The following is a 23,790-nucleotide window of genomic DNA, read 5'->3' on the forward strand; positions in this document are numbered from 1 at the left end:
CCTTCCGTTTTAGTGTGCCTGAAAGACTGATTTGGCGAGACTGCCTGTTTTGAACAGCGTAAAACATAGCAGTACGGTGTAGCCCACGCAGCTCCAGATTGCCATGATGATGTCATCTTCCAGAGCGATGTTCTGCACCAGCACAGCATAAATTGCCACGCAGACGATAATGAGAAACGCCTGAAAGCCCAGTGCCAGCAGAGATCGGAGGTAATTCTGTCCCATACCGCCCCATTCTTTGCCCATCATTGCAGCCATTGGAACAGGAGCCACCGAAGTTACAAGGTAGATCTCGATCATACGGCCATAAATAACGATAAAGATACAGATATACAACGCCCACATGGTAATGCCAATAAAGAGGGATTGGAACCACAGTCCGAACAGCGGTCCCAAATCCATTTCCATCAGCCTCGGTTCCAGATCGGTCATAACTGAGGAAATGTCAATGGACGCATCCGAATTGATAATCCCTGCCGCCTGCGCCACCACGCTCTGCGCCATATCAAAGACGCCCATCACGATATTCCATGTGTTTGTGACAATGAGGATGGCGGCAGCTGATTTGAACACCCACTTGAAAATCATCCAGGTATCCACATCATGCAGGTTGTTCTTGTCTGCAATCATCTGGATCAGGTCTATGGTCATAACGATAGCCAGGATCACACCTGCAATCGGCACCATGATGGAGTTTGACAGATTCTCAATCATATTGAAAATACTGCCATTCCATCCCTGTGGGGTCTGTCCTACCTGTACGGATATATCCGCGACCTGTTGGTTTACGCTGTCAAACATCCCCGAAAGGTTGCTCATAATACCGCCCACCAGCATTTCTTTCAGCCAATTTGTCAGGGCTTCAAGTAAGAAATCCATACGGTGTCAACCTCCTTTCCGCCGCCCCCGCAGAACTGCGGGAGCGGCAAGGATTTCATGCACGAACGCTTAGACAGAGAACAGCCCGGAGAGCAGAGGTACAAGGACCATGCCGACTACGGCTACACCAGCGCCGGCCATGAGCTGCTTCATGCCCTGAGATTTGGCGCCAGGGTTGTCGTTGCCGTAACCTTCCAACAGGTTGATGACACCCCAGATACCAAGACCAGCGCCCAGAGCGATAACGAGAGTCTGAAGAACGGTAATTGCCTGTTCAAAAAATGCCATATAGTTTGTTAGCCGGAATCTGATTAAAAAATAGGTTTGTCATGTTTCATAGGCATACAAAAGCCGGAACAATCTGCCGCCCGGTTTCCGGGGGCATGATTCCGGCTGTCCTCCTTTTTCATTATTTTTCTTGCGATTGTCCGCTTTGTACGCCAATGGCCTCAACAGAGGCAGTTGCGGCAAATAGATACGATCACTCCTTTCTCAGCGGAACCGTATTACACGCCCTCCGTGTCTACTTCATATACATCGCAGACCTCATCAGGCTTGAGTTTTAGTCTGGCAGACAAAAATGCTTCAATATCAAAGGTATTTCGCTTGTCTGCATCAGCTGTGTATTTGAAATTAGGGTGTCTGGTAATGTCATACTTGTCTGAAAGAAACGGACGCACACCGCGCAACTGCAAGATGCACTTGCCGCCATCCATAACTGCCAGCTCGTCCTGGCTCATCAGCTCTTTTCCCAATTTCTGATAGTTGAGCGAGTGGGAAGTCTCCCGTCCCCGGCTCTCTCCGGTGTTGTAAGTGTCTATGGTCTCCTTTCCCAGAACAGCCGCCAGCTCTTTCAGCGTTGTTGGTTCTTTGCCACCCAGGAAGATGGAAGTATCCATATTGCCGATGATGGTATCGGCATTATCTTTGTAAATTGCCTTGAGCTGGCTCTGTGCCTGCAACACCAGACAGGCAGAGATTTCACGGCTTCGGATGGTGGCCACCAGCTTTTCCAGCTTCGGAATCTGCCCGATGTTAGCACACTCATCAATCAAACAGCGCACATGAACCGGAAGCCTGCCGCCATACACATCATCGGCCTTTTCACAAAGCAGGTTGAATAACTGGGTGTAGCACATGGAAATGAGAAAGTTAAAACTGTCATCCGTATCACTCATAATGAGGAACAGAGCCGTTTTTCTGTCTCCCAGCGTATCCAGTTCCAACTCATCGTAGGATGTAACCTCGCGCAGCTCCGCAATATCAAATACGGCCAGACGCGCACCGCAGGAAATCAAAATCGACTTAGCGGTTTTGCCGGCTGCCAGCTTATATTTCTTATACTGCCGCACTGCGAAGTGGTTTGGCTTTTCCGATTCCAGTGCATCAAACATCAGGTCTACGGGGTTTTTGAACTCCTCGTCATCCTCACGGACTTCCATGGCATTGATGAACTCAATGAGGGTGGAGAAGTTCTGCTCCTCCACCGGAGCCTCATAATGGATATAGCCAATAAGCGCGCAGTACAACAAGGTTTCTGCTTTTACCCAGAAATCGTCTCCGGCCTTGCCTTCGCCTTTGGTATTGGCGATCAGCGTTGTTACCAGCTTCAAAATATCCTTTTCGCTGTGAATATACGCAAAGGGATTATAGTGCATGGATTTTTTGAAGTTGATGGTATTTAGGACCTTGATTCGGTACGGCTCATAAATGACCTTGCCGTGCTTATCCTTCATGGGCTTTCCGTCCTTCCCCAGCTTGGGCGCACCCCTTTGGAGCATTTTTCCGCACTCCACCAAAATGGTTCCCTTCGGGTCTGTGACCACATAGGAACTGTGCATCTGCATCAGATTCGGTTTGAGCCAGAATCGGGTCTTACCGGAACCGGAGCCGCCAATCACCAGTACATTTTTGTTTCTGGCAGTCTTGGGGTCCTTGGGGCGGCTGTTCATGGTCAGGCTCTCCGTTTTCGTCAGAATCACATTGTTCTGAAATACAGGATCAACGTAAGGTGCAATATCCTCACGGGTTCCCCAGCGGGCCGAACCATATTCCAAACCATGTCGATATTTCTTGGCGTTCTTGCTTTTAAGATACACCGCCAGCCTCAGACCAACACCGCAGCACAGCCCTACCAACAAGTCCAATGGATGCAGGCTTGGCCAGAAACTTTGCAACGCCCCAGGCAGAACCGCAACCAGCGAAAGAAACTTTTCTGAAGCATCCGCCCCTTGTGCCATTCGCCATGCCTCTCCAAAATTGGTAGCAAACAGCCCCAGCAGGATATACGGCATATTCAGCAAAATGAGCTTTTTGATGTCCAATGTCTTTTTCATCGTTCCAGCTCCTTTCGCTTGGTGCGATCCACCACAGCATTTTTAACCATCTCTTTGAACTGGTTAAGTTTTGCCAGTACGGACGGGCGCTCTGTTTTCGTTGCCTTTTTGACCTTTTTGTTGGTGTACTCTGTAAAAGCTGCTGTCAGCGCATCCGCATCGCGACCCTTGAAGAAAATCAGGTACTTTGGCGGAGAACTGCTGCGATCCTTTTTCACCGCATAATCCACACCATATTTCCGGGCGATTTTCTCAAACTCCTTGATAGAGGGGTCTGTGATCTCAATGTTGGATATTCCCTGATTCTGCCCGACAAGCTGCTTCACAGTCTGTTTTCCATGCGGAACAACCGGCGCATCACGGCTTCTCTGTTTTTCCAGCTTCTTTTCCTTCCGATGTGCCATGTACTTGCTTATGGCAGCCTTAAACATTCTGCCGGTAAACTTTGTTCCACTGACAACCAGCGTCAAAGTTCTGTTTTCCACTTCTTCCTGCATTTTCTCGCCTCCTTTCCACGAAGTTTGCAGGGAATCTCTTTTTTTGCTAAGGCGGAACCACCAGCCGCCGCAAAAGATAACGCTTCATACCGCCCTCCTTAGCGTAACTGGTCAGAACGGTCATAGTGCAGATTGCCCTGACGTACCTTTGCGTGGCTCAAAATCTTAATCTGCCCCTTTTCCTGACTATCCAATGCTTTTTCATAACCGGTATCCGACAGGAACAGGCGGGTTCGTTCGCCTTTCCAGCCAACAGGGGAATCGTTCGTCAGCACATCAAAAATAATCATGTGCCGGGTGTCCTCCGCAAAACGCTGGAGGTCCATATATCCATGACCGTGATAATTCTGCGCTCCTGCCTTTTCCCGCATTTCTTCCATCAGCTGCCCTATGGTCTTTCCCTCAGACATCATGCTTGCTCCTTTCTCCCGGCAGTTCCGGGCAATAAAAAAGCGACCATTTACCAGCCGCCATACAGATCGTGATTTACTTGTGAGGTGTAATGATTGCTTATCGTGATCGGTGCATTGAACAGAACGGTCAGAAGATACTGCTTCATGTTACGAATTTCCGTGGTGTTCTTCTGTAAACAGTCCATGACAAACTCAATGTGCGAGTTATCCAGCTTCAAGAACCTGGAACGAACGATTTCATGCGGAAAATCGCTTCCTGCAATACGGGTGGTCTTTCGCTTTGCACAGACCGTTTCCACGATCAACTCCACAATTTCGTCCAAATCCTCCCGATAAGTTTCATACTGCTGACACAGGTATTCATACCCGATATTCTCCTGAATCAATTCCCGATAACTCTCTATCTCTGTGAGTGACATCGCATCCCTTCCTTTCCGTTCCGGCAGACAATCTGCCGCGCAATCCCGGAAGGGAATGGAATCGGTACTTGATCCATAAATATTTTGTTTTTGAGTATTTGATTTCTCTATATTTAATTCTGCGGGCTTTTCCGTATCCGGTTTATCCATATACGGGTTTTCCGTATCTGGTGAATCCGTATCCGGTTTTCTAAGCTGTGGCTGCTCGTATATGACATACTCTGTATCGCTGATGCGTCCCTGCCGGTCACGCAGCTTGTGCCGCACAATGTAACCGGCAGCCTCCAATTCCCGCAACGCAGCGCCTATGGCATCCACGCCCTCCTTACAGATCTTTGCAAGACCACGGGTGGTGTAATTCCAGTCCTCTGGCAAAGATAACATCATGGAAAGCAGTCCCTTGGCTTTTAACGACAGGTTTGCATTTCGTAAATGATGATTGCTCATCACGGTATAATCACGGGTCCGTTCAATGCGAAAAACGGCCATCGACCTCACTCCTTCCGAATTTTTGGTACAAAAACACCGCAATCCTCATTCCAAAGAATTGCGGTGTTCAACACTTTTCAAATTTTCTTGCATAGAACCAAAACAGCGGCTTTCGAGGACGCGCCTCTGTAAATGGCTCCTCCTGGGCGAAAGGAAGTGTTTGCATCACTCGGTCAATATCCGTTGAATCCATGTCATGCTGAGATTTGCAATCTTCCCGGATTGCTTCTTGAATTTCCTTTACCGTACACATAGTCATTCCTTTCCTTTCGTTGTATGGGTTTATGAGCGGCGGCGTTTTCCCGGTTTGAAATCGAGGATATGTCCCTCAATCACACGAGCGTAACGCTTGATCTTGATTTCCCGGCGCTGCTGGCTTTGCAGGGCAGCCTGATACCCGTCCTCGGTCAAAAACAGCCGCATTTCCTCTCCGGAGCTGCCGTAAGCTGTGCTGGGACGCAGGACGGAAAACTCAATCATCCAGCGTGTGTTATCCCAAAACCTCTCCACGGCGAGAATGTTGTGTCCTTTCAGCTCACGGGCTGAAATATCCATCATAGGCGGCTCCTTTCATCGTTCCTGGTCTCTCTGACGCTTTTTCTGCCATGCCTCCAGCAGCTTGATGATGGTTTCCTGCATCCGCTGGGGCGTATAGCTTTTAGGGAAATACTTCCGCAAGGTGTCAGAGGTAAATGTCACTCGATCCAGATCGCTTTTCTTTTCCTCACCCATGATGACACGCATCATATCGAGGGTCAGATGCCCCTCCTGACTGTATTTCTTGAGCCGCTGGGCTTGAGAAAGAGAAGGGGTAGCCTGTTCGCTGTCCATCGCATCAAGCAAATCCCTCTGTTCCTCTGTTTTGAGGAAAGACAGTTCATAGGCGGGATTTAAGGCAATTTTCTTTTCATCCACCATATCCAGCAGTTCGGGAATCAGCTCGGTCAAGCGAATAAAGCGAAAAATCTGATTTTTACTTTGACCAACCTGTTCAGCTAAAAGCTCACTTGATTTCTTTCCAGCCAACTTGTTCCCAACTTGGGAACAAGTTAAATCCACTCGCTCTCCTTGATGTTTCATAGCCTCCAACTTCATTTTATAAGCAAATGCTCTTTCACTGGGGAGGAGACTTTCTCGTTGCAGATTGCTGTCAACCATAATAATTGTGGCTGCATCATCGTCCAGATCGCGGACAATTACCGGCATGGTCTCTTTTTCTGCCAGCTCACTGGCTCTGTGCCGCCTGTGTCCGGCTACCAGCTCATAACCGCCCTCCGGGTCCGGTCGAGCAATCGCCGGAACCAGAACGCCATACTGCTTGATACTGTCAGCGGTCTCCATCATGGCTTCGTCATCCTTGACTTTGAATGGGTGGTTCTTAAAGGGATGCAGTTCAGACAGCGGAATCTCCTGAATCTTTTCCAGCTTTGCATCCTGACGGCCTTCTTCGGTGGAGAATAGATCATCTACCGAGGCCAGCTCTATTTTTTTCGCGCTGCTTTTCAAGTTTCAACACCTCCTTCGTCAGATTTCGATACCCCTCTGCCACTTTGCCGCCAGGGTCATGGGCGAAAATACTTTTTCCCTCTGCGCTAATTTCCTTTGCCCGGACAGAGTGGGGAATCTCTGTGCCGAATACTTTGATCTTGCTGCCATAGGTCTCACGCAGGAGCGCGGAGATCTCTTTGGCAAAGTTGGTTCGGCTGTCCACCATCGTCAGCAGGATACCGTCTATCTGGAGCTTGGGGTTGATCTGCCGCTTTACCTTGTTTACCGTGGAGAGCAGCTGTTCCAGCCCTTTGGCGGGCAGATACTCTGCCTGAACGGGAATTATGATCCTGTTTGCAGCGGCCAGCGCATTGACTGTGAGCATCCCAAGGGAGGGCTGGCAGTCGATGAGGATATGAGAATATTGCCCCTTCAGCGTGTCCAAATATTGCCGCAAGATAGTCTCACGACTCATGGCGTTTACCAGAGATACCTCCATACCGGAAAGCTGAATATCCGCAGGCATCAGGTCAACGCCTTCTGCATGATGCAGAATACCTTCTCCGGGGCGTATAGGATGATCCATCAGAATTTTGCCCATTGCATCCGACAGTGTAAATGGCAGCTTGTCCGGTTGCGGATTTCCCAAGCTGATTGTCAGGCTTCCTTGCGGGTCCCCGTCAATCAGAAGCACTTTCTTTCCGGCCTGTGCCAGACCTATTCCCAAGTTCGCACAGGTTGTTGTTTTGCCAACGCCGCCTTTCTGGTTGGCGATGGCGATGATTTGCGTGTTCAAATAAACCTCCTCCTTCTACAAAAAATATCCCTATTCCGAAAAATAGGGATGAAAAAAGCCGCTTACTCAAATAAATGAATAAACGGCTATGTAAGAAATATTCGATTGTAAGTAAAGTTTTATATCACTGCAAAATAACGAAGTGCATCTTTGATTGCTTCTACCTTTTCTGGTGTCGGATGTTTCCTCGGCTGTTTCAATTCTTCTACCGCATTAGGAGCATCATACATCGGCAATCCCAAATTTCGCTTTACCTCTGCGATATATGCGGTATGTACCTTGAAGCCGTATTTCGCTTCTATGTACTCCTTAATCATTTTGTAGGTCACTTTTTCTTTGGGCTTGTACGCTTCGGCTCTTTTAGCAATACTATCTACCGGAATCTTGCCCTCGCCCTCTCCAAACTCCACATCAATGTGGATATAACTGTCGGCTTTTTTGTGGGACAAAAGAACTACCGTCTCAACATGTTTCGTCCACGGAAAAAGATCCACCGGCTGACACTCCTTTGCCTGATACCCATGTTTCGTCAGATACTTTAAATCCCTTGCAAGTGTCTCCGGGTTACACGAAATATACACCACGCGTTTCGGTGCAAGACGGACAACCGAAGATAAAAATGCCTCGTCACTTCCTGCTCTTGGCGGGTCCATGAATACGACATCCACATTGCCATCCGGTGTTTCCTTTTTTCCCGATTTTGTGGCATCCGGCACCTGATTTTTTTTCTGATCGGCACGGTATTCCGCCATCTCCACCATAAACTGTCCTGCATCGGCATTGTAAAACTGGACATTTTTGATGTCATTGCGTTTTGCATTGGTCACGGCATCTTTCACTGCATCACGGTTTAATTCTACACTGATGACTTCTTTGGCTTTTGACGCTGCGATAAGACCAATCGTTCCAATACCGCAGTAAGCATCCACGATCCGCTCTTTTCCTGTCAGTCCGGCATATTCGATTGCTTTGGTATAAAGTATCTCTGTCTGCACCGGATTGACCTGATAAAAAGATTTCGGGGAAATACGGAATGTACAGCCACAGAGTGTGTCCTCAATATAGCCTTTTCCGTAAATAACTGTCTCTTTTTCTCCTAAAACCATACTGGTCTTTTTGTCATTGACATTGAGAACAACCGTTGTGATCTCCGGGTGAAGTTTACGCAGTGCCTTGACAAAATTATTCTTGGACGGAAGGATCGGAGATCCGAGCACTAATACTACCATCACTTCTCCGCTGTGAAAACCGCGACGCACCAGTACATGACGCAGCAGACCATATCCAGTATCCTCATCATAAGTCTTGATTTTAAAGGAACGTAAAAGTCCCCGGATATCGTGGATGATCGCATCTGCCGTCTCATCTTCGATCCGGCAGGAATCAATGTTTACAACATCATGTGTCCCTGCTTTGTATACGCCGGAAATGACAGATCCGCCTTTTGCAATGTCAAATACCGCATGCACTTTGTTGCGGTAATGATAGGGATGTTCCATCCCGATGATCGGCAGTACTTTGCAGAATTCTCCGACATTTTTTCTAACATATTCCTGCTTTTCTTTGAGCTGTTTTTCATAGGAAAGTCCCTGATAATCGCAGCCACCGCATTTTTTTGCATACTGGCACATGTCTGCGTTCTGCTTCTTCGTGATCATTTTTTCCGACGTGTTTTTTCCTGATACTTTTTTCTCTTTTACCGATTTTCCATGATCCGTTTTTTCTGTAAATGCTTTAGTCACTGCATACTTCTTTTCCATTTTTCCGATGGTTCGCTTTTCTGCTTCCTGCTTCACTGTTTTATCAACCGCATATTTTTTCTTGCCCATTTTTCCGGCGGTTCGTTTTTCTGCCTCCTGCTTCATTGTTTTATCAACTGCATACTTTTTCTTGCCTGCAGCTTTATTTTTCGCTATGTCTTTATTTTTAACTTTACTTTTGTTCCTCATTGCACTTTTATTTTTCATTGCATTTTTATCTGCCATTTCAATCCTCCATTCTTTTCAATAAAAACAACACTTTCATTGACACCTCATGTTTACGCACAAGCACAAATCCTGCGCACAATCCTCAATCTCTCATCGTGCTCTGTTCCTCGCTCTGCACCAAGACACAGTATTCCTGCTTTTCACTTGTCCCTCAAACCTTTCTGCCTCACGACTCTTCCACACACTGACTCGGAATGTTCAGATAGGACTCTCCCCAGTTACACATGGCATTTAGGATCGGTGACAGGCTCTCTCCAAACTCCGTCAGGTTGTACTCTGTTTTGGGCGGGACAACCGGATAGACGGTTCTTTTGATAAGTCCGTCTTTTTCCAGTTCCCGAAGTTGCTGTGCGAGCATTTTATCGGTGGCTTTCGGTATCTTTTTATGAAGTTCACTGTAGCGGAGCGTTTTTCCCATCAGATGAAACAAAATGACCGACTTGTATTTGCCGCCGATCAGGGAGATCGTCGCCTCCACCGGACAGTTAAATTCCTTATTCATAGATCTATTTCTCCTTACTTACTTTTTCGGAAGTATATATCAAAAAAGTGCATACTTGCTTATATTCTGCATTTCCATATAATTATAGACATGAACGTTCAGAAACACAAGATAGAATCCGAAATAAACAGGATTATCCCAGCGAAACCGCATGAAATTCAATTATGTGCAAAAATCAGCTCAAGCATGGAGGATTAACGTGAAAAATAAGATTTTTCACACGCAAGATCCGTGCTTACACACAAACTCAAGATGCGCAAAAAACAGCTCAAGAATGGAGATTATCATGGAATTATTAGAGATTGCAAAAAAGAGACATTCTGTACGAAAGTACACAGGAAAAGAAATTGAACAGGAAAAACTGGATAAAATCTTAGAGGCTGCCCACGTAGCACCGACCGCCGCGAACATGCAGCCGGTACGCCTTATAGTCGTAAAAAGCAAAGAAGGACTGGAAAAAGTCGGAAAAGCAGCAAATATTTATCAGGCACCGGCTGCCATTGTCGTCTGTGCCAATAAGACAAAAGCCTGGAAGCGTCCGTTTGACGGCAAGATCACAACCGACATCGATGCCTCGATCCTGACCGACCATATGATGCTTGAGGCAACCGAGCTTGGTCTTGGCAGTGTCTGGATTTGCTACTTTAACCCGGACATATTAAAAGAAGAACTGAACCTTCCGGAAAACTTAGAACCGGTCAATATCTTAGCTCTTGGATACAGTGATGAACCGGATGCATCCGCAGAGCGTCATAAAGATATGCGCATTGGCATGGATGAGCTGGTTTCCTACCTTTAAAACAAATAGCATGCACCACAAACAAACCTGTGATTTTAAGTAATCACAAAATTGCCAGGATCATGCATCAGCATCCGAATGTCAGATTTTAATCTGACTTCCGGGGTTGTACATTGCCCTGGCAATTTCTTTATCACTTTTCTATTCAGGTGCTTACCACTTTTCTTACCACTTTGAATCACGGTTTTGTGATATTTTGCGATACTTTACGAGGTTTTTTCTGTAAACATCAAACACCTTCCATCCCTTATAAATCAAGCATTTCCACCACTTCCCAGTCCTTACTTCTCATGACGAACGCCTAGCGTTCGTCTACGACCTGGAAGATATAGAACTTCAGATAATAACTCTCCGGCACATTCTCAGAATTTGCCCAGAGAATCGGATGGTCCGGCGCCTGTGTTCTGAATTCCACCTGGCGGAGTCTCTTGTGTGCTGCCTTTGCCGCCTCTTTGACTGTTTTTGCCAAAAGTTCCTGTGTCATGAAATGGGAGCAGGAACAAGTTGCAAGATAGCCGCCGTCTTTTACCAGTTTTAAGCCTTTCATGTTGATCTCACGGTAACCTTTGATCGCGTTTTTCGTTGCCTGGTGCGACTTGGTAAATGCCGGCGGGTCTAAGATGACAACATCATACTGCTCGCCGCTCTGCGCCAGTTTCGGCAGTTCATCGAGCACATTCGCACAGCGGAAATGAACGGTATCCTCCAGTCCGTTTCTGCGCGCATTTTCGTTTGCCTGCTGCACGGCATACTCGGAAATGTCAAGACCTGTGACATCCGCTGCCCCTGCAATTCCGGCATTTAAGGCAAATGTTCCCATATGGGTAAAGCAGTCTAACACCTTTTTCCCTTTACAGATCCGCTGCATCGCAAGGCGGTTATATTTCTGGTCTAAGAAAAATCCGGTTTTCTGTCCGTTTACAACATCGACAAGATAACGGACTCCGTTTTCCGTGATCTCAACGTTGGTGTCGAATTCTTCCCCGATAAATCCTTTTACCTTTGGAAGTCCTTCTTTGGTGCGCTCATTGGCGTCGCTTCTCTCGTAGACGCCACGCACTTTGATGCCGTCTTTTCCAAGTTCTTCCTTTAATAAGGAAACGATCGTCTCCTTAAACTGCTCCATGCCAAGTGCTAAGCACTCTACCACAAGTACGTCCTCATATTTATCAATGACAAGTCCCGGCAGGAAATCTGCTTCCCCGAAGATTACACGGCAGGATGATGTATCGACCGTTGTTTTGCGGTACTCCCATGCATTTTTTACACGCATTTGTAAAAATGCGCGGTCGATCTCCTGATCCACATGTCTCGTCAGCATGCGGATGCGGATCTTTGAATTGGTATTGATAAATCCTTTTCCCATCGGATAGCCGTCAAAATCATGCACAACTACGATCTCTCCGTTTTCAAAACTTCCCATGACCGTATCAATCTCGTTATCAAAAATCCATGCACCGCCTGCCTTGATCGTTCTTCCTTCACCCTTTTTTAATGTCACAACTGCACTCATTTTCCATCCACCTTTCTCACGCTTTTTCTTTTCCATAATTTACAACATAAATCTCCACGCAGACCAGCACCAATGCCACCAGGCACAGCAAAGCAGTGCACCGATCCACACCACAATGGTTTTCTGCATCCATTGTTCATTTAATTTCATTTGTTTTCCTCATTTCCTGATTTTTGCATTTACCCATTGTAGCACATTCCATGCTGCCTATAAAATATTTTTTAAACAAAAACTGTTTCTTGTAACTGCCTGCCATGTCCGATATAATAAATACTATAAAAAAGCAGACTATATTTTTTCATACGACATATACAGCACTACATATATCTGTTGTGAATCATTATAAAAAACATACACAAACAGGGGGACTTTCCATGGCTACGATAAGTTTATGCATGATCGTAAAAAATGAAGAAGCGGTTCTTGCCCGCTGCCTCGATTCAATTGCAGATCTTATGGATGAGATCATCATCGTAGATACCGGTTCTACGGATCACACAAAGGAGATCGCTGCAAAATACACCAGTCAGATCTATGATTTTAAATGGACAAGCGATTTTTCCGCGGCGAGAAATTTTTCTTTTTCCAAGGCAAACATGGATTACATCTATACCGCCGATGCAGACGAGGTTTTAGATGAATTTAACCATGAGCGTTTTCTGCGTCTGAAAAATGCACTGCTGCCGGAAATCGAGATCGTTCAGATGAAATATGTGACGGACGCTGATTTTGACACCGTTTTAAATGCAAAAAAAGAATACCGTCCGAAGCTGTTCAAACGTCTGCGCACCTTTATCTGGGTCGATCCGGTGCACGAGACAGTAAGACTTACTCCCGTGATTTTTGACAGTGATGTTGAAATTTTACATAAACCACAGAACTTTCACAGCAAACGTGACTTCTCTATTTTCATCAAAAACTTCCAGAGTGGTCACGAGCTTTCTCCAAAAATCCGCACCATGTATGCCAAAGAGCTGTTAAAGACTGGTGATACAAAAGATTTCTGGGATGCCAAACCGATCTTTCAGTATATCTTAGAGCATGACCTCTCCGATGATGCGATGAAAGAAGCCTCCTGCGTACTCGCACATGTATACCGCCTAGAGGACAACAAAAATGAATTTTTCAAGCTGACGATGAAGGATATGCTGACCACTCCATGTTCCGAGATCTGTTATGAACTTGGCACCTATTTTCTTGCACAGAAGGATTTAAATGAGGCTGTTATCTGGTTTTACAATGCCGCCTACGAGACGGAGAGCATCTTAGATGTCCACACCAACGGCGATCTCCCACTATACGGATTGGTCGAATGTTATGAACTGCTTCTCGCCGAGGCAAAATCGAATATCCCTTCGGATACCATGCTGGTTTCAAGCTATGAGGAAGCGTTGGATAAATACCGCCGTGAGTCGCAGAGCTGGACGATGCCGGTGGAGAATTAATTGAGTTACTGTTCACTCGCAAGCTTGACACTTGTTGTCAAGCTGTGCGTCAAAGACTATATCATGCCAGATTAATTAACTTGTCAAACCCTCCATAAAGTGTTAGGATAAGACTATGGTAATTTTTTAACAATCTTTTTATATCATGATTTTTACAATTATGAGGAGGTATTTGTGATGGATTATTCACAGGAATACAAACAGAAACTTGTATCTGCCGATGAGGCGGTAAAATTGATCAAATCCGGGGACTGGGTTGACTTCGGATGGTGTACAAACACCGTAGATGCCCTTGATCAGGCATTGGCAAAACGTACCGATGAGTTGACAAACGTAAACCTGCGCGGTGGTATCCTTTTAAAACCGTTAGCTACTTTCGCACGTGAGGATGCCGGTGAGCACTTTACATGGAACTCCTGGCATATGTCCGGTATCGAGCGTAAAATGATCAGCCGCGGATGCGCTTTCTATTCACCGATCCGTTACTCCGAACTGCCGCGTTACTACCGTGAGCTTGATTGCCCGGATGATGTAGCAATGTTTCAGGTAGCTCCGATGGATTCCCATGGATATTTCAATTTCGGACCAAGTGCCTCCCATCTCGGTGCAATGTGTGAGAGAGCAAAACACATCATCGTAGAGGTAAATGAAAATATGCCGCGCTGCCTTGGCGGAACAGAATGCGGAATTCACATTTCCGATGTAACATATATCGTAGAGGGTTCTAATCCTCCGATCGGCGAGCTTGGTGCCGGCGGTCCTGCAACAGATATCGACAAAACGGTTGCAAAACTGATCGTAGACGAGATTCCGAACGGTGCATGTTTGCAGCTTGGTATCGGCGGTATGCCAAACGCTGTCGGTTCCCTGATCGCGGAGTCCGACTTAAAAGATCTTGGTGTCCACACAGAGATGTATGTAGATGCATTCGTTGACATCGCAAAAGCCGGAAAGATCACCGGTGCAAAGAAAAATATTGACCGCTACCGTCAGACCTACGCTTTCGGTGCAGGTACCAGGAAAATGTACGATTACTTAGACGACAACCCAGAGTTAATGAGCGCTCCGGTTGACTACACCAACGATATCCGTTCCATCTCTGCACTCGATAACTTTATTTCCATCAACAACGCCGTTGATATCGACCTCTTCGGTCAGGTCAATGCAGAGTCAGCAGGTATCAAGCAGATCAGTGGTGCCGGCGGACAGTTAGACTTCGTATTAGGTGCTTACCTATCAAAAGGCGGCAAGAGCTTTATCTGCCTGTCCTCTACATTTAAGACCAAAGACGGACAGGTACAGTCAAGAATCCGCCCGACATTGGCAAACGGTTCCATCGTAACTGATACCCGTGCCAACACACATTATGTTGTAACGGAATATGGTAAAGTAAATGTCAAAGGACTTTCCGCATGGCAGAAAGCAGAAGCCTTAATCTCCATCGCTCATCCGGATTTCCGTGACGAGCTGATCAAAGAGGCTGAGAAAATGCACATCTGGAGACGCAGCAACAAATAACCTGCACATCCATTTTACACCAAACAAAGGCAGAACCGCTTCATCCCCGGTTCTGCCTTTGTTATACATTCTATTCTGTCTTTCTCCGACCTTTTCTTAAGTCGTGATACTTTCTTTGTTTCGCCTTGTTATTTTACACCGTCACCCTCTGTTTTCTCAGAATCTTCCATGCCAGTACTGCCATGATGGCTGCCACGACCACACCCAAAAGGAACAGATACTGCGCAATATTTCCGAATCCGATCTGCATACCAATCTGATGCATTTTTGCTGCTATCATTTCATTTTCACTCAGTTTTACCGGTACAAGCATGATAAACATCCAGACTGCCCAGATACCCCAGAGTGCTTTCATTCCAAACCGCAGAATCACAGCTCCTGCAAACAATTCCACGATCGTCATTCCGATGATAACCGCCAGAAGGTATTTCCACTGAAAGTACTGTGTGAGATCCAGTATGACATCACACTGCGGATAGATCACTCCCATGATGGCAAATTCTATCTTTCCAAATACAAATAACAGCAGTTCCAGTCCTGCAAGTTCTGCCATGTTAAATAACGCATAACTTCCCACATAGGCTTTTCTCGTTGCACCCATTGACAACGCCATGTTAAATTCCCCGATAAAAGAAAATATGATACCAAATAAATGTACAAACCCCAGCATGATCGCAGCGATCAGCACTCCAAGCGTAACACACTCATTCTCTTCCATGGTATTTGCGCGGATGACCATCATAACAATGATCCCCAACACATAACCGCCCAGCGCAACAGCAAGAAACTCCAGCACTTCTGCCCTTCTTGTCTTGCATTGTATCAAAAAATTGTCAATCATTTTCTCACTCTACCCCTTTCATATTGTTGTAGCTTTCTATACAAACACCTTGATTTATCCATTTCCTGTATGACACTGTCACACACGCACTTCATACTTCGATACCACACGAAGCTGCAGGATAAGACTGATTACATAAAGTACAATTGCCACTGCTGCACCGGCAAAAAGTGCTCCCGAAATAACCCTGCCTGACAGATTTCCGATCCATGCGGTAAGCGTATCGATCAAACCGCTTCCCATAACAAAACCAGCACCTATAGAAACTATGACTGCAACTGTTATTAAGATTCCAAATACCATTCCTTTTTTTCCATAACGCATCTGCAGTACGGTACAGATCTGACCAAATGCCACACAGAGAACAAATCCTTCCGCGATCAGTATGTTTTTAAAACCATCCACTCTTCCTGCTGACAGATACCCTGTGAGAAGAACAAACAGATATGCAGTAACCGCGTAGACTCCATATAAAAGCTGTGCTCCCCACGCTGCTTCCTTTCTGCCGGAACCAAAGGAAAGCACCATCGGGATATATGTTCCTCCATAACTGATCGGTCCGATATAGTTAAACAGAATACCGATCAGAATGGCAAAATAATTTGCACTCGTCCAGAATCCCCCATCCGAACTGTCACCAAAGCTAAAAAATATACCATACACTACGACAAAACCAATGAGGATTGCTGTCATTTGAATACCATATTTGCCCCAGAAAAGAAAATTCCTTTTTATGATTTTAGATTGTTCCATTTTTCATTCCTCCCGCCATTTCCCGGTACATTGATTTCTAAATCACTACACCGGATAAAACGATTATTAATCCGTTAATCCACACAGTGATACAAATAACTTCTCCAGGCTGACCGGCTGGATCGTCACATCATATCCCTCTGGCAGCGTCTGACCTTCTTTTAAAAGGATCGTTACGCTCTTGCTGCGTCCCGTCTTTTCCTCGTGATGTTTTTCATAACCTTCCGTTGCCTGATCTACCACCTCTGCAAGTCCGCTCACATGATAACTTTTCTCTAACAGATCCTGTGTATTTTCTTTCAGCAAAAGTCTGCCATCTTTTATCATGATGACCTCCTCCATCAGGTCTGACGCTTCCTCAATGATATGCGTGGAGATCACAAAAGTACGTCCTGTCTCCGTGTATTCTTCCATCAGTTTGTGATAAAAATACTCGCGCATGACAACATCCAGTCCTGCTACCGGCTCATCCAAAAAGGTAAAATCCGCTTTGCTCGCAAGTGCCACAATGATCGTTACCATAGAAAGCATACCTTTTGACATTTTGTTGATGCGCTGTTTGGTATTCAGCTCAAATTTTTCGATCAGCTCATCCGCCATTTTCTGATCCCAGTTTGGATAGTAATAAGATGCATTTTTTAAGTATTCTTTTACTTTTAATGCACTGACACCGCTTCCATACAGGTTGGTCGATAATTCTCTGGAAAAGCAGATGTGATCTAACGCTTTTCTGTTCTCCCAGACGGTCTCACCATTCCAGGTTACACTTCCCTCTGTCGCCGGATTCTGCGCCGATAAGATCGATAACAGTGTTGTTTTTCCTGCACCGTTTCTCCCGATCAGACCGTAGATTTTTCCTTTTTCCAGTGTAAAATCTATATTTTTTAAAATCTCCTTTTTCCCATAATTCTTGCTGATATGATTACAAACGATTGTTTCCATTCTGCTCCTCCTTTTTTTACATTTGTCCACACACCTGTGTGACCAGTATTATTCCTTACTCTGCGGACTGTATCAGCTTGATCACTTCCTCTTTATCCAGTCCGATGCTTGCCGCTTCCTCTAATAATTTTTTGACATAATGATCGTAAAATTCATTTCGTCTGCGTTTTAAAATGTTTTCTTTTGCTCCCTCTGCTACAAACATGCCGATTCCCCTTTTCTTATATAAGATTCCTTCATCCACCAATATATTTACACCTTTTGCCGCTGTCGCCGGGTTGATCGCATATAGCTTCGCCAGTTCGTTCGTACTCGGCACGCGCTCTTCCTCCAGAAGAATATTCCTTAAAATATCTGTCTCAATCATTTCTGCGATCTGCAGATAGATGGATTTCTCCTGCGTTAAGATTTCATTCATGCATGGCTGCTCCTTTCTCGCAAATTTTTATTTCGTGATAATAGAATATTCCTGTATGTCTTATTCTATTATATGGTTGGTTTGTTATATGGTTCATCACTTATGTAACTAACCATAGCACTATGATGTGATGTTGTCAACTGTTTTATTCAAAAAAAGTAACCACATAACTACCAGCCTGTACAAACAGGTAATCATGTGGTTACTTTTCCCTGAAACTTTATTCCATTCTTACAGTCTGCCCCCGTCCATCCGCTCACGGATCTCCACTCCGGTCGGTGTTCCGGCAAGTCCGCCTTTTCCTGTTTCACGGATATCCTCGGACATGCTTCTTCCGATGTTTCGCATCGCATCGATCACCTCATCCGGCGGAATCTTGCTGAAGATTCCCGCACTTGTCAGATCTGCCGAGGTCAACGCATTGACTGCACCCATCACGTTTCGTTTGACGCACGGCACTTCCACCAGTCCGGCAACCGGATCACAGGCAAGACCAAGCAGATTTTTTAATGCAAGTGCCGCTGCATTGGCGATTTCTTTTGCACTGCCGCCTAATAAATGCACGACTCCTCCTGCTGCCATCGCAGATGCGGAACCGATCTCCGCCTGACAACCTCCCGCTGCCCCTGCCAGAAAAGCCCTCTCCGCGATCACTCCGCCGACTCCCGCTGCCACGAACAACGCTTCCACCATCTTTTCTTCAGAATACCCTTTTTCTTCCTGCAAACTTAAAAATACTGCTGGTACGACTCCGCAGGAACCTGCCGTCGGTGCTGCAACAATACGCTTCATGCATGCATTCGACTCACTGGTTTTTAACGCTTTTTCCATGACCTTCCCGATAAAATCGCCACAGAGCAGCTTTCCCGCAGCCCTTGCATCCATCATTTTTTTGCCCTCTGTGCCGACAAGCCCGCTCTCGGATTTTAATTTTTCATCATAACGCTCGTCCGCATCCTTCATTGCCTGATACATCGCGCGCATCTGCCCAAAAGACACATCCTCCGTGATTCCCTGTTCCTGGCAGTCATCCTCCTGCACGATCTTCCAAAATGGTTTCCTGGATGCTTCTTCTAATTCACATAATTCCTGTAATGATCCATACATAAAAATCTCCATTCCTGCGTGTGAAAAATGTTATTTTTCACACCACTTCCAACTTTCTATGATATATTTTGATTAATGTATCAAAAGGTGTATTAATCTCTACTCTTCCACCAGACTGCAATACGTTACCTTTAATATACCCTCTAAGCGCTCTAACCATGCAAGTGATTCTTTCGGCACTTCCTGGTCACACTCTATGACCATGACAGCATTGCCGCCTCTGCTTTTCCGGTAAAGCTGCATTGTGGCAATATTGACGCCTTTATGGGCAAGCATGGATGTTACCTCGGTAACATGTCCCGGCTGGTCGATATTATGCACGATCAGTGTCGGATAATCGCCACTGAAATTGGCAGTGATCCCGTCAAGCTCGCAGATCTGTATCCGCCCGCCTCCGATCGAAGCTGCAATCACTTCAAGTGTACGCCCGGAAATACCTGTCAGATCCATTTTCACCGAATTTGGATGAACATCACCGAGGTCGATCCCCTCCAGGTAAAATCTCATTCCTCTCTTCTCCGCAATCCTGAAACTGTCCGGTATTGCCGGATCATCCACCTGCATTCCTAATAATCCGGCAATCAGCGCCTTATCTGTGCCGTGTCCCTTGCCCGTCGCAAGGAACGAACCATGAAAGTATATTTTTGCTTCTTTTACTTCTTCCGCCAGCAGTTTACGGCTGACTCTCCCGATTCTGACGGCTCCCGCCGTATGCGAACTGGACGGGCCGACCATTACAGGTCCGATGATATCTAACAGGTTCATATCTTATCTCCGTTCTCATAAGTATTTACTTATGTTTTCTATAATTTTATCCTACTTGAAGTTATATCAAATTCATGATACATTTTAATTGCTATATACACACACACATTTATAGCATAGAAAAGAACAGTATTTCCACCGTAGAAATCCTGTTCTTTTTTTATGTAATAGGAAATTTTACTCTACCTCTCATCATTCCCATATTGACGTACAATATCCATAAAATCACGCAGTGGATCATTCCAAACCTTATGTGGATGATATACCAGATTTAAGTTTCTTTCAAGACAAATATCTTCTACTTTTATTTCCACCAGACAGCCAGCCTTTAAATATTCCTCGATCAGAAAATATGGCAGTACCGAAATACCAAATCCATCTTCCACCGCCTGTACGAGTACTTTTGTGCTCCGGCTCTCCCATAAAGGTTCGATTACGCAGTCTTTTGTCCTTAAAATAGCTTCAAACCGGTCACGTACACCGGCTCCCTTTTCCCGCAAAAGAAAATTTTCTTTTTTCAGATCCTCGAACCTGACATGCTCCATGCCCGCCAACGGATGACCGGGTGCTGCAACAACAAGAGTCCTGTCCTTTGCAAACGGCTCCTGTATATAGTCCGTCTCACCAGGCAGATCTTCCATGATACCCAGATCGATCTGATGCGTTCTTAAAAGTTCCATCAGCTTTACCGATCCACTGACAGTCACTTTCACACGAATGTCAGGATATTTTTTTTCAAATGTACGGATAAATCCACGCAGCATTTTTACTCCAACCGAAAGGTTTGCACCGATACGGATCGTCCGCACACCTTCCGTTTCTTTCAAATGCTGTTCTAAATCATGATACAGTCCAAGGATGTGACACGCATACTGATAGAGCAGCCTGCCGCTCTCCGTCGGTACTACTTTGCGGTTATAGCGCTCTAAAAAGCAGACACCGCTCTCCTGCTCTAACTCCTTGATGGTCTGGCTGACTGCGGGCTGTGTCATATAAAGTTTTTCGGCTGCCTTTGTCATGCTTCCTTCTTCACATACTGTACGGAAAATGGTCAGTTGTCGGTTATTCATAGGCATTATCCCTCAACAATAAAATATCTTTTGCATCCACTGCCAGACCAGAAGGGATTGGTCCTGGCGAATCTTCCTGCTCTGTTTTTGCTATTTTCCACTGAAGCCATCCACTCTCTTTCGATGGGCGGAATGAAATATTCCACTCAAACGTATCCTCAATGATGCGGTATTCCTCTATCCTTAAAATATTCATATCCTGAACAGGCTCTGCATCCACAGGATAAAACGAATGTGCCCGGATACCAACCGCTTTTGTGTCCTTTGGAATTTCCGGAACGCACAGAGTTATCCCCCAGTCCACCGCTTTTATATGACTATTATCCACAATTTCCACTGCAGAAATGTTCTTACATCCGGATAACACAGCCGCTGTCTTTGTTTTCGGATTATGGAAAAACTCTTTTGTCTCCTCAATGACTTCCATTTTTCCATGATCGATACAGCTTACCATATTACACAGACGATAAACCTCATCACGATTGTGCGATACAAAAAGTACCGGCTTTTCCACCTCTGCTAACATATCACGCATTTCCTGCTCTAACTCCCACTTGAGATAACTGTCAAGCGCAGAAAACGGTTCATCCAAAAGCAGAATATCCGGCTCTGAAGCGATCATCCGCGCCATCGCTACACGCTGTTTCTGTCCACCGGAAAGCTGCGTGGGGTAATGTTTTTCAAGTCCTTCTAAGCGGAAACGTCTGATATAAGACTTTACTTTCTCTTCATCCGGACATTTTCCCATACCAGCTTTGATATTCTGTTCCACTGTCATATTGGGAAACAGGGCATAATCCTGAAACATATAGCCGACACGACGTTTCTGTGGCGTAAGATTGATCTTTTTTGCAGAATCAAATAATACCCTGCCGTTTAATTCGATCCGTCCCTCGTCCGGTGTCTCAATTCCGGCTATGCACTTTAGTGTCATACTCTTTCCACATCCGGATGCCCCAAGAATCGCAAATACGCCACGCTCTGTCTCGAACGCGACGTCTAAACAAAAGCTGCCAAACTTCTTTTTTATATTTACTTTCAGACTCATTCCAATCTCCATTTAAAATAATGCACTTGCCTATACTCTCCATCGATCACATGAAAAACGCCTGCGTTTTTCCGCATGAAACTTAGTACTTCTTCACGAAAGAGCCTCTGCTCTGAGTAATTAGAAGTACTTTTCATGCTACCACCTGCTCACATGTTTTATACTCTTTACCGTGATGATATTTAACAAAAATATGACCAAAAATGCAATGATCAATATCACGAGCACCCAGAATCCCGCTGTCGCATAGTCTCCGTCCTGGATGACCATCGCAATTTTCTGTGAGATTGTACTTGTTTTTTTCGGAATATTTCCTGCAAGCATTGAGGTCGCACCGTACTCACCAAGTGCCCTTGCAAAGGTTAAAACTGTTCCGGATGCAATACCCGGCCCCGCCGCAGGAACCACCACTTTCCAGAAAATTTTGATCTCAGGCATCCCAAGTGTCCGCGCCGCATAAATCAGATTTACATCAATCTGTTCAAACGCAGCTCTGGCATTCCGGTACATGAGTGGAAATGCGATCACGGTTGCCGCTAAAATACAGCCAAGCCAGGTCTGTACCACTTTGAAATGAAACGTATCATAAAGATATGCTCCAAACGGTCTCCTCAGGCTGAACAATAACAGCAGAAAAAAGCCTGCCACCGTCGGTGGCAGCACCATTGGCAGTGTCAGAATTCCATCTGCCACTGCCTTTATGCGCGGTCCTGCTTTCACTACTTTTCGTGCTGCATAGATGCCTAAAAAAAATGAAATAATGGTTGCTACAATTCCGGTTTTAATTGATATCAGAAGCGGGCTCCAGTCGAGTCCACTTAAATATGCTGTCAACTGACTCATAACTGCCTCCTGTTTTCATTTTTACCTTTTATTCAACATCCGTATCAAAGTAGTATTTCTGGAAAATTGTTTTTGCATCATCCGAAACCAGAAAATTGATAAAATCCTCTGCTGCACTCTGCTCTAACTCATCTGCTTCGTTATTTACAATCTGTGCCACCGGATAAATAACATTTCCGGTAAGGTCATACGAAACTTTTTCTAGGATTTCCAGACGGTCTTCAAAACTGTAAGTATCTGAATAATATACGGTTCCGACTTCATTAGAACCTTCTGCAACTGCAGATGTTACAGCTCCTACATTGGCACACTCATTGATATCCACACCACCAAGTGCATTCTGGATTTCCGTTGTCGTAATCTGTGAAACATCGTCCACTTTGTCTAACATACCCGCATTTACCATTGCCTGTCTGGTATATTTTCCAACCGGAACAGAACCATCGGCAAGTGCAATGCTTTTTGCATTTCCGATATCGGAAAGTCCGGTTACCGTCGTGCCGCTGCCTTTGTATGTAACGACACAAACCTGATTGTTTACAACGTTATGTCTGGTTCCGTTGATAACCAGTCCGTCCTGATCCTGAAGCTGATCCATCTGTTTTTGTGCTGCGGAGAAAAATACATCACAGGCTGCTCCCTCTTCAATCTGTGTCATCAGGATTCCTGAACTGTCATAACTTCCCACGATCGATACGTTCGGCTGTGTTTTGTTATACTCTGCGATCAGCTCTTCCATAACCGTATTTAAACTCTTTGCAGCAAATACAGTTACCGTTGTTGCTTCAAACGGCTCTGCTGCTGCAGCTTCGGTTTCACCTGCCGCCTGATCCTTGTTGTTTCCACATCCGGCAAACATTGTCATTGCCATAGCTGCAGAAAGTAATACACACACACATTTTTGTTTCATTTGTTTTTCCC

General features: G+C 45.4%; 26 protein-coding genes. 3 read left to right on the forward strand and 23 right to left on the reverse strand.

Annotated features, from left to right (window positions below; genetic code table 11):
• Positions 1-9: 9 nt before the first annotated feature.
• The 12 genes from DXA60_RS07250 to DXA60_RS07305 form a co-directional block, all read right to left on the reverse strand.
• Positions 10-879, reverse strand: a complete 870-nt coding sequence (locus tag DXA60_RS07250) for a VirB6/TrbL-like conjugal transfer protein, CD1112 family (RefSeq protein ID WP_117920648.1) — start codon at positions 877-879, stop codon at positions 10-12.
• A gap of 69 nt (positions 880-948) precedes the next feature.
• A complete protein-coding gene (locus DXA60_RS07255) occupies positions 949-1,167 on the reverse strand; it encodes a Maff2 family mobile element protein (RefSeq protein WP_003525154.1) in 219 nt (72 codons plus the stop codon).
• 218 nt (positions 1,168-1,385) lie between these two features.
• Positions 1,386-3,215: a VirD4-like conjugal transfer protein, CD1115 family gene (locus tag DXA60_RS07260; RefSeq protein WP_007886616.1), complete on the reverse strand. Its 1,830-nt coding sequence runs from the start codon at positions 3,213-3,215 to the stop codon at positions 1,386-1,388.
• Complete coding sequence (locus DXA60_RS07265; RefSeq protein ID WP_007886614.1) at positions 3,212-3,712, reverse strand: PcfB family protein; 501 nt, start codon at positions 3,710-3,712, stop codon at positions 3,212-3,214. Before DXA60_RS07265 ends, DXA60_RS07260 begins: the two co-directional genes overlap by 4 nt.
• A 98-nt stretch (positions 3,713-3,810) precedes the next feature.
• Positions 3,811-4,122 (reverse strand): DUF5720 family protein, encoded by a 312-nt coding sequence (locus tag DXA60_RS07270; protein ID WP_117920689.1) that lies wholly within the window; start codon positions 4,120-4,122, stop codon positions 3,811-3,813.
• Positions 4,123-4,172: 50 nt separating this feature from the next.
• A complete protein-coding gene (locus DXA60_RS07275; RefSeq protein WP_117920649.1) occupies positions 4,173-5,033 on the reverse strand; it encodes a DUF6017 domain-containing protein in 861 nt (286 codons plus the stop codon).
• Positions 5,034-5,100: 67 nt separating this feature from the next.
• On the reverse strand, positions 5,101-5,292 hold the full coding sequence (locus DXA60_RS07280) for a hypothetical protein (RefSeq protein ID WP_005335946.1): 192 nt from the start codon (positions 5,290-5,292) through the stop codon (positions 5,101-5,103).
• A 23-nt stretch (positions 5,293-5,315) separates the two neighbouring features.
• A complete protein-coding gene (locus DXA60_RS07285; protein ID WP_117920650.1) occupies positions 5,316-5,591 on the reverse strand; it encodes a DUF5720 family protein in 276 nt (91 codons plus the stop codon).
• Between the two features lie 12 nt (positions 5,592-5,603).
• Positions 5,604-6,539: a ParB/RepB/Spo0J family partition protein gene (locus DXA60_RS07290; RefSeq protein WP_117920651.1), complete on the reverse strand. Its 936-nt coding sequence runs from the start codon at positions 6,537-6,539 to the stop codon at positions 5,604-5,606.
• Complete coding sequence (locus tag DXA60_RS07295) at positions 6,496-7,317, reverse strand: ParA family protein (protein WP_117920652.1); 822 nt, start codon at positions 7,315-7,317, stop codon at positions 6,496-6,498. The genes DXA60_RS07290 and DXA60_RS07295 overlap by 44 nt, the downstream gene beginning before the upstream one ends.
• Before the next feature lie 119 nt (positions 7,318-7,436).
• Positions 7,437-9,302: a 23S rRNA (uracil(1939)-C(5))-methyltransferase RlmD gene (gene rlmD, locus DXA60_RS07300; protein WP_117920653.1), complete on the reverse strand. Its 1,866-nt coding sequence runs from the start codon at positions 9,300-9,302 to the stop codon at positions 7,437-7,439.
• A 169-nt stretch (positions 9,303-9,471) separates the two neighbouring features.
• Positions 9,472-9,807, reverse strand: a complete 336-nt coding sequence (locus DXA60_RS07305) for a winged helix-turn-helix transcriptional regulator (protein ID WP_006857229.1) — start codon at positions 9,805-9,807, stop codon at positions 9,472-9,474.
• A gap of 286 nt (positions 9,808-10,093) precedes the next feature.
• Between DXA60_RS07305 and DXA60_RS07310 the strand changes: the two genes are divergently transcribed.
• A complete protein-coding gene (locus DXA60_RS07310; RefSeq protein WP_044999051.1) occupies positions 10,094-10,606 on the forward strand; it encodes a nitroreductase family protein in 513 nt (170 codons plus the stop codon).
• Positions 10,607-10,907: 301 nt separating this feature from the next.
• On the opposite strand, the gene DXA60_RS07315 is transcribed toward DXA60_RS07310, so the two are convergent.
• A complete protein-coding gene (locus tag DXA60_RS07315) occupies positions 10,908-12,119 on the reverse strand; it encodes a class I SAM-dependent rRNA methyltransferase (protein ID WP_117920690.1) in 1,212 nt (403 codons plus the stop codon).
• A 374-nt stretch (positions 12,120-12,493) separates the two neighbouring features.
• Between DXA60_RS07315 and DXA60_RS07320 the strand changes: the two genes are divergently transcribed.
• Together DXA60_RS07320 and DXA60_RS07325 are read left to right on the forward strand one after the other, a co-directional pair.
• A complete protein-coding gene (locus tag DXA60_RS07320) occupies positions 12,494-13,564 on the forward strand; it encodes a glycosyltransferase family 2 protein (protein ID WP_243006806.1) in 1,071 nt (356 codons plus the stop codon).
• A 177-nt stretch (positions 13,565-13,741) separates the two neighbouring features.
• Positions 13,742-15,082: a butyryl-CoA:acetate CoA-transferase gene (locus tag DXA60_RS07325; protein WP_117920654.1), complete on the forward strand. Its 1,341-nt coding sequence runs from the start codon at positions 13,742-13,744 to the stop codon at positions 15,080-15,082.
• 133 nt (positions 15,083-15,215) lie between these two features.
• On the opposite strand, the gene DXA60_RS07330 is transcribed toward DXA60_RS07325, so the two are convergent.
• From DXA60_RS07330 to modA, 10 genes are all read right to left on the reverse strand, one after another.
• A complete protein-coding gene (locus DXA60_RS07330; protein WP_117920655.1) occupies positions 15,216-15,923 on the reverse strand; it encodes a hypothetical protein in 708 nt (235 codons plus the stop codon).
• Positions 15,924-16,001: 78 nt separating this feature from the next.
• Positions 16,002-16,676, reverse strand: a complete 675-nt coding sequence (locus DXA60_RS07335; RefSeq protein WP_117920656.1) for a membrane-spanning protein — start codon at positions 16,674-16,676, stop codon at positions 16,002-16,004.
• Between the two features lie 66 nt (positions 16,677-16,742).
• Entirely contained in the window at positions 16,743-17,618 is an 876-nt protein-coding gene (locus tag DXA60_RS07340) for an ABC transporter ATP-binding protein (RefSeq protein WP_117920657.1), read from the reverse strand.
• A 55-nt stretch (positions 17,619-17,673) separates the two neighbouring features.
• A complete protein-coding gene (locus tag DXA60_RS07345; protein ID WP_117920658.1) occupies positions 17,674-18,036 on the reverse strand; it encodes a GntR family transcriptional regulator in 363 nt (120 codons plus the stop codon).
• A gap of 231 nt (positions 18,037-18,267) precedes the next feature.
• Positions 18,268-19,143, reverse strand: a complete 876-nt coding sequence (sdaAA, locus tag DXA60_RS07350; RefSeq protein WP_117920692.1) for an L-serine ammonia-lyase, iron-sulfur-dependent, subunit alpha — start codon at positions 19,141-19,143, stop codon at positions 18,268-18,270.
• A gap of 99 nt (positions 19,144-19,242) precedes the next feature.
• A complete protein-coding gene (sdaAB, locus tag DXA60_RS07355; protein WP_117920659.1) occupies positions 19,243-19,908 on the reverse strand; it encodes an L-serine ammonia-lyase, iron-sulfur-dependent subunit beta in 666 nt (221 codons plus the stop codon).
• Between the two features lie 182 nt (positions 19,909-20,090).
• Positions 20,091-20,978, reverse strand: a complete 888-nt coding sequence (locus DXA60_RS07360; RefSeq protein WP_243006807.1) for a LysR family transcriptional regulator — start codon at positions 20,976-20,978, stop codon at positions 20,091-20,093.
• Complete coding sequence (locus tag DXA60_RS07365; protein ID WP_117920660.1) at positions 20,971-22,026, reverse strand: sulfate/molybdate ABC transporter ATP-binding protein; 1,056 nt, start codon at positions 22,024-22,026, stop codon at positions 20,971-20,973. The genes DXA60_RS07360 and DXA60_RS07365 overlap by 8 nt, the downstream gene beginning before the upstream one ends.
• A gap of 138 nt (positions 22,027-22,164) precedes the next feature.
• Positions 22,165-22,869, reverse strand: coding sequence for a molybdate ABC transporter permease subunit (modB, locus tag DXA60_RS07370; RefSeq protein WP_117920661.1), 705 nt, complete (start codon positions 22,867-22,869; stop codon positions 22,165-22,167).
• Between the two features lie 28 nt (positions 22,870-22,897).
• Positions 22,898-23,779, reverse strand: a complete 882-nt coding sequence (modA, locus tag DXA60_RS07375) for a molybdate ABC transporter substrate-binding protein (RefSeq protein ID WP_117920662.1) — start codon at positions 23,777-23,779, stop codon at positions 22,898-22,900.
• Positions 23,780-23,790 lie beyond the last annotated feature (11 nt).

This window comes from Roseburia sp. OF03-24, from assembly GCF_003463035.1.
Lineage (GTDB): Bacteria > Bacillota > Clostridia > Lachnospirales > Lachnospiraceae > Roseburia > Roseburia rectibacter.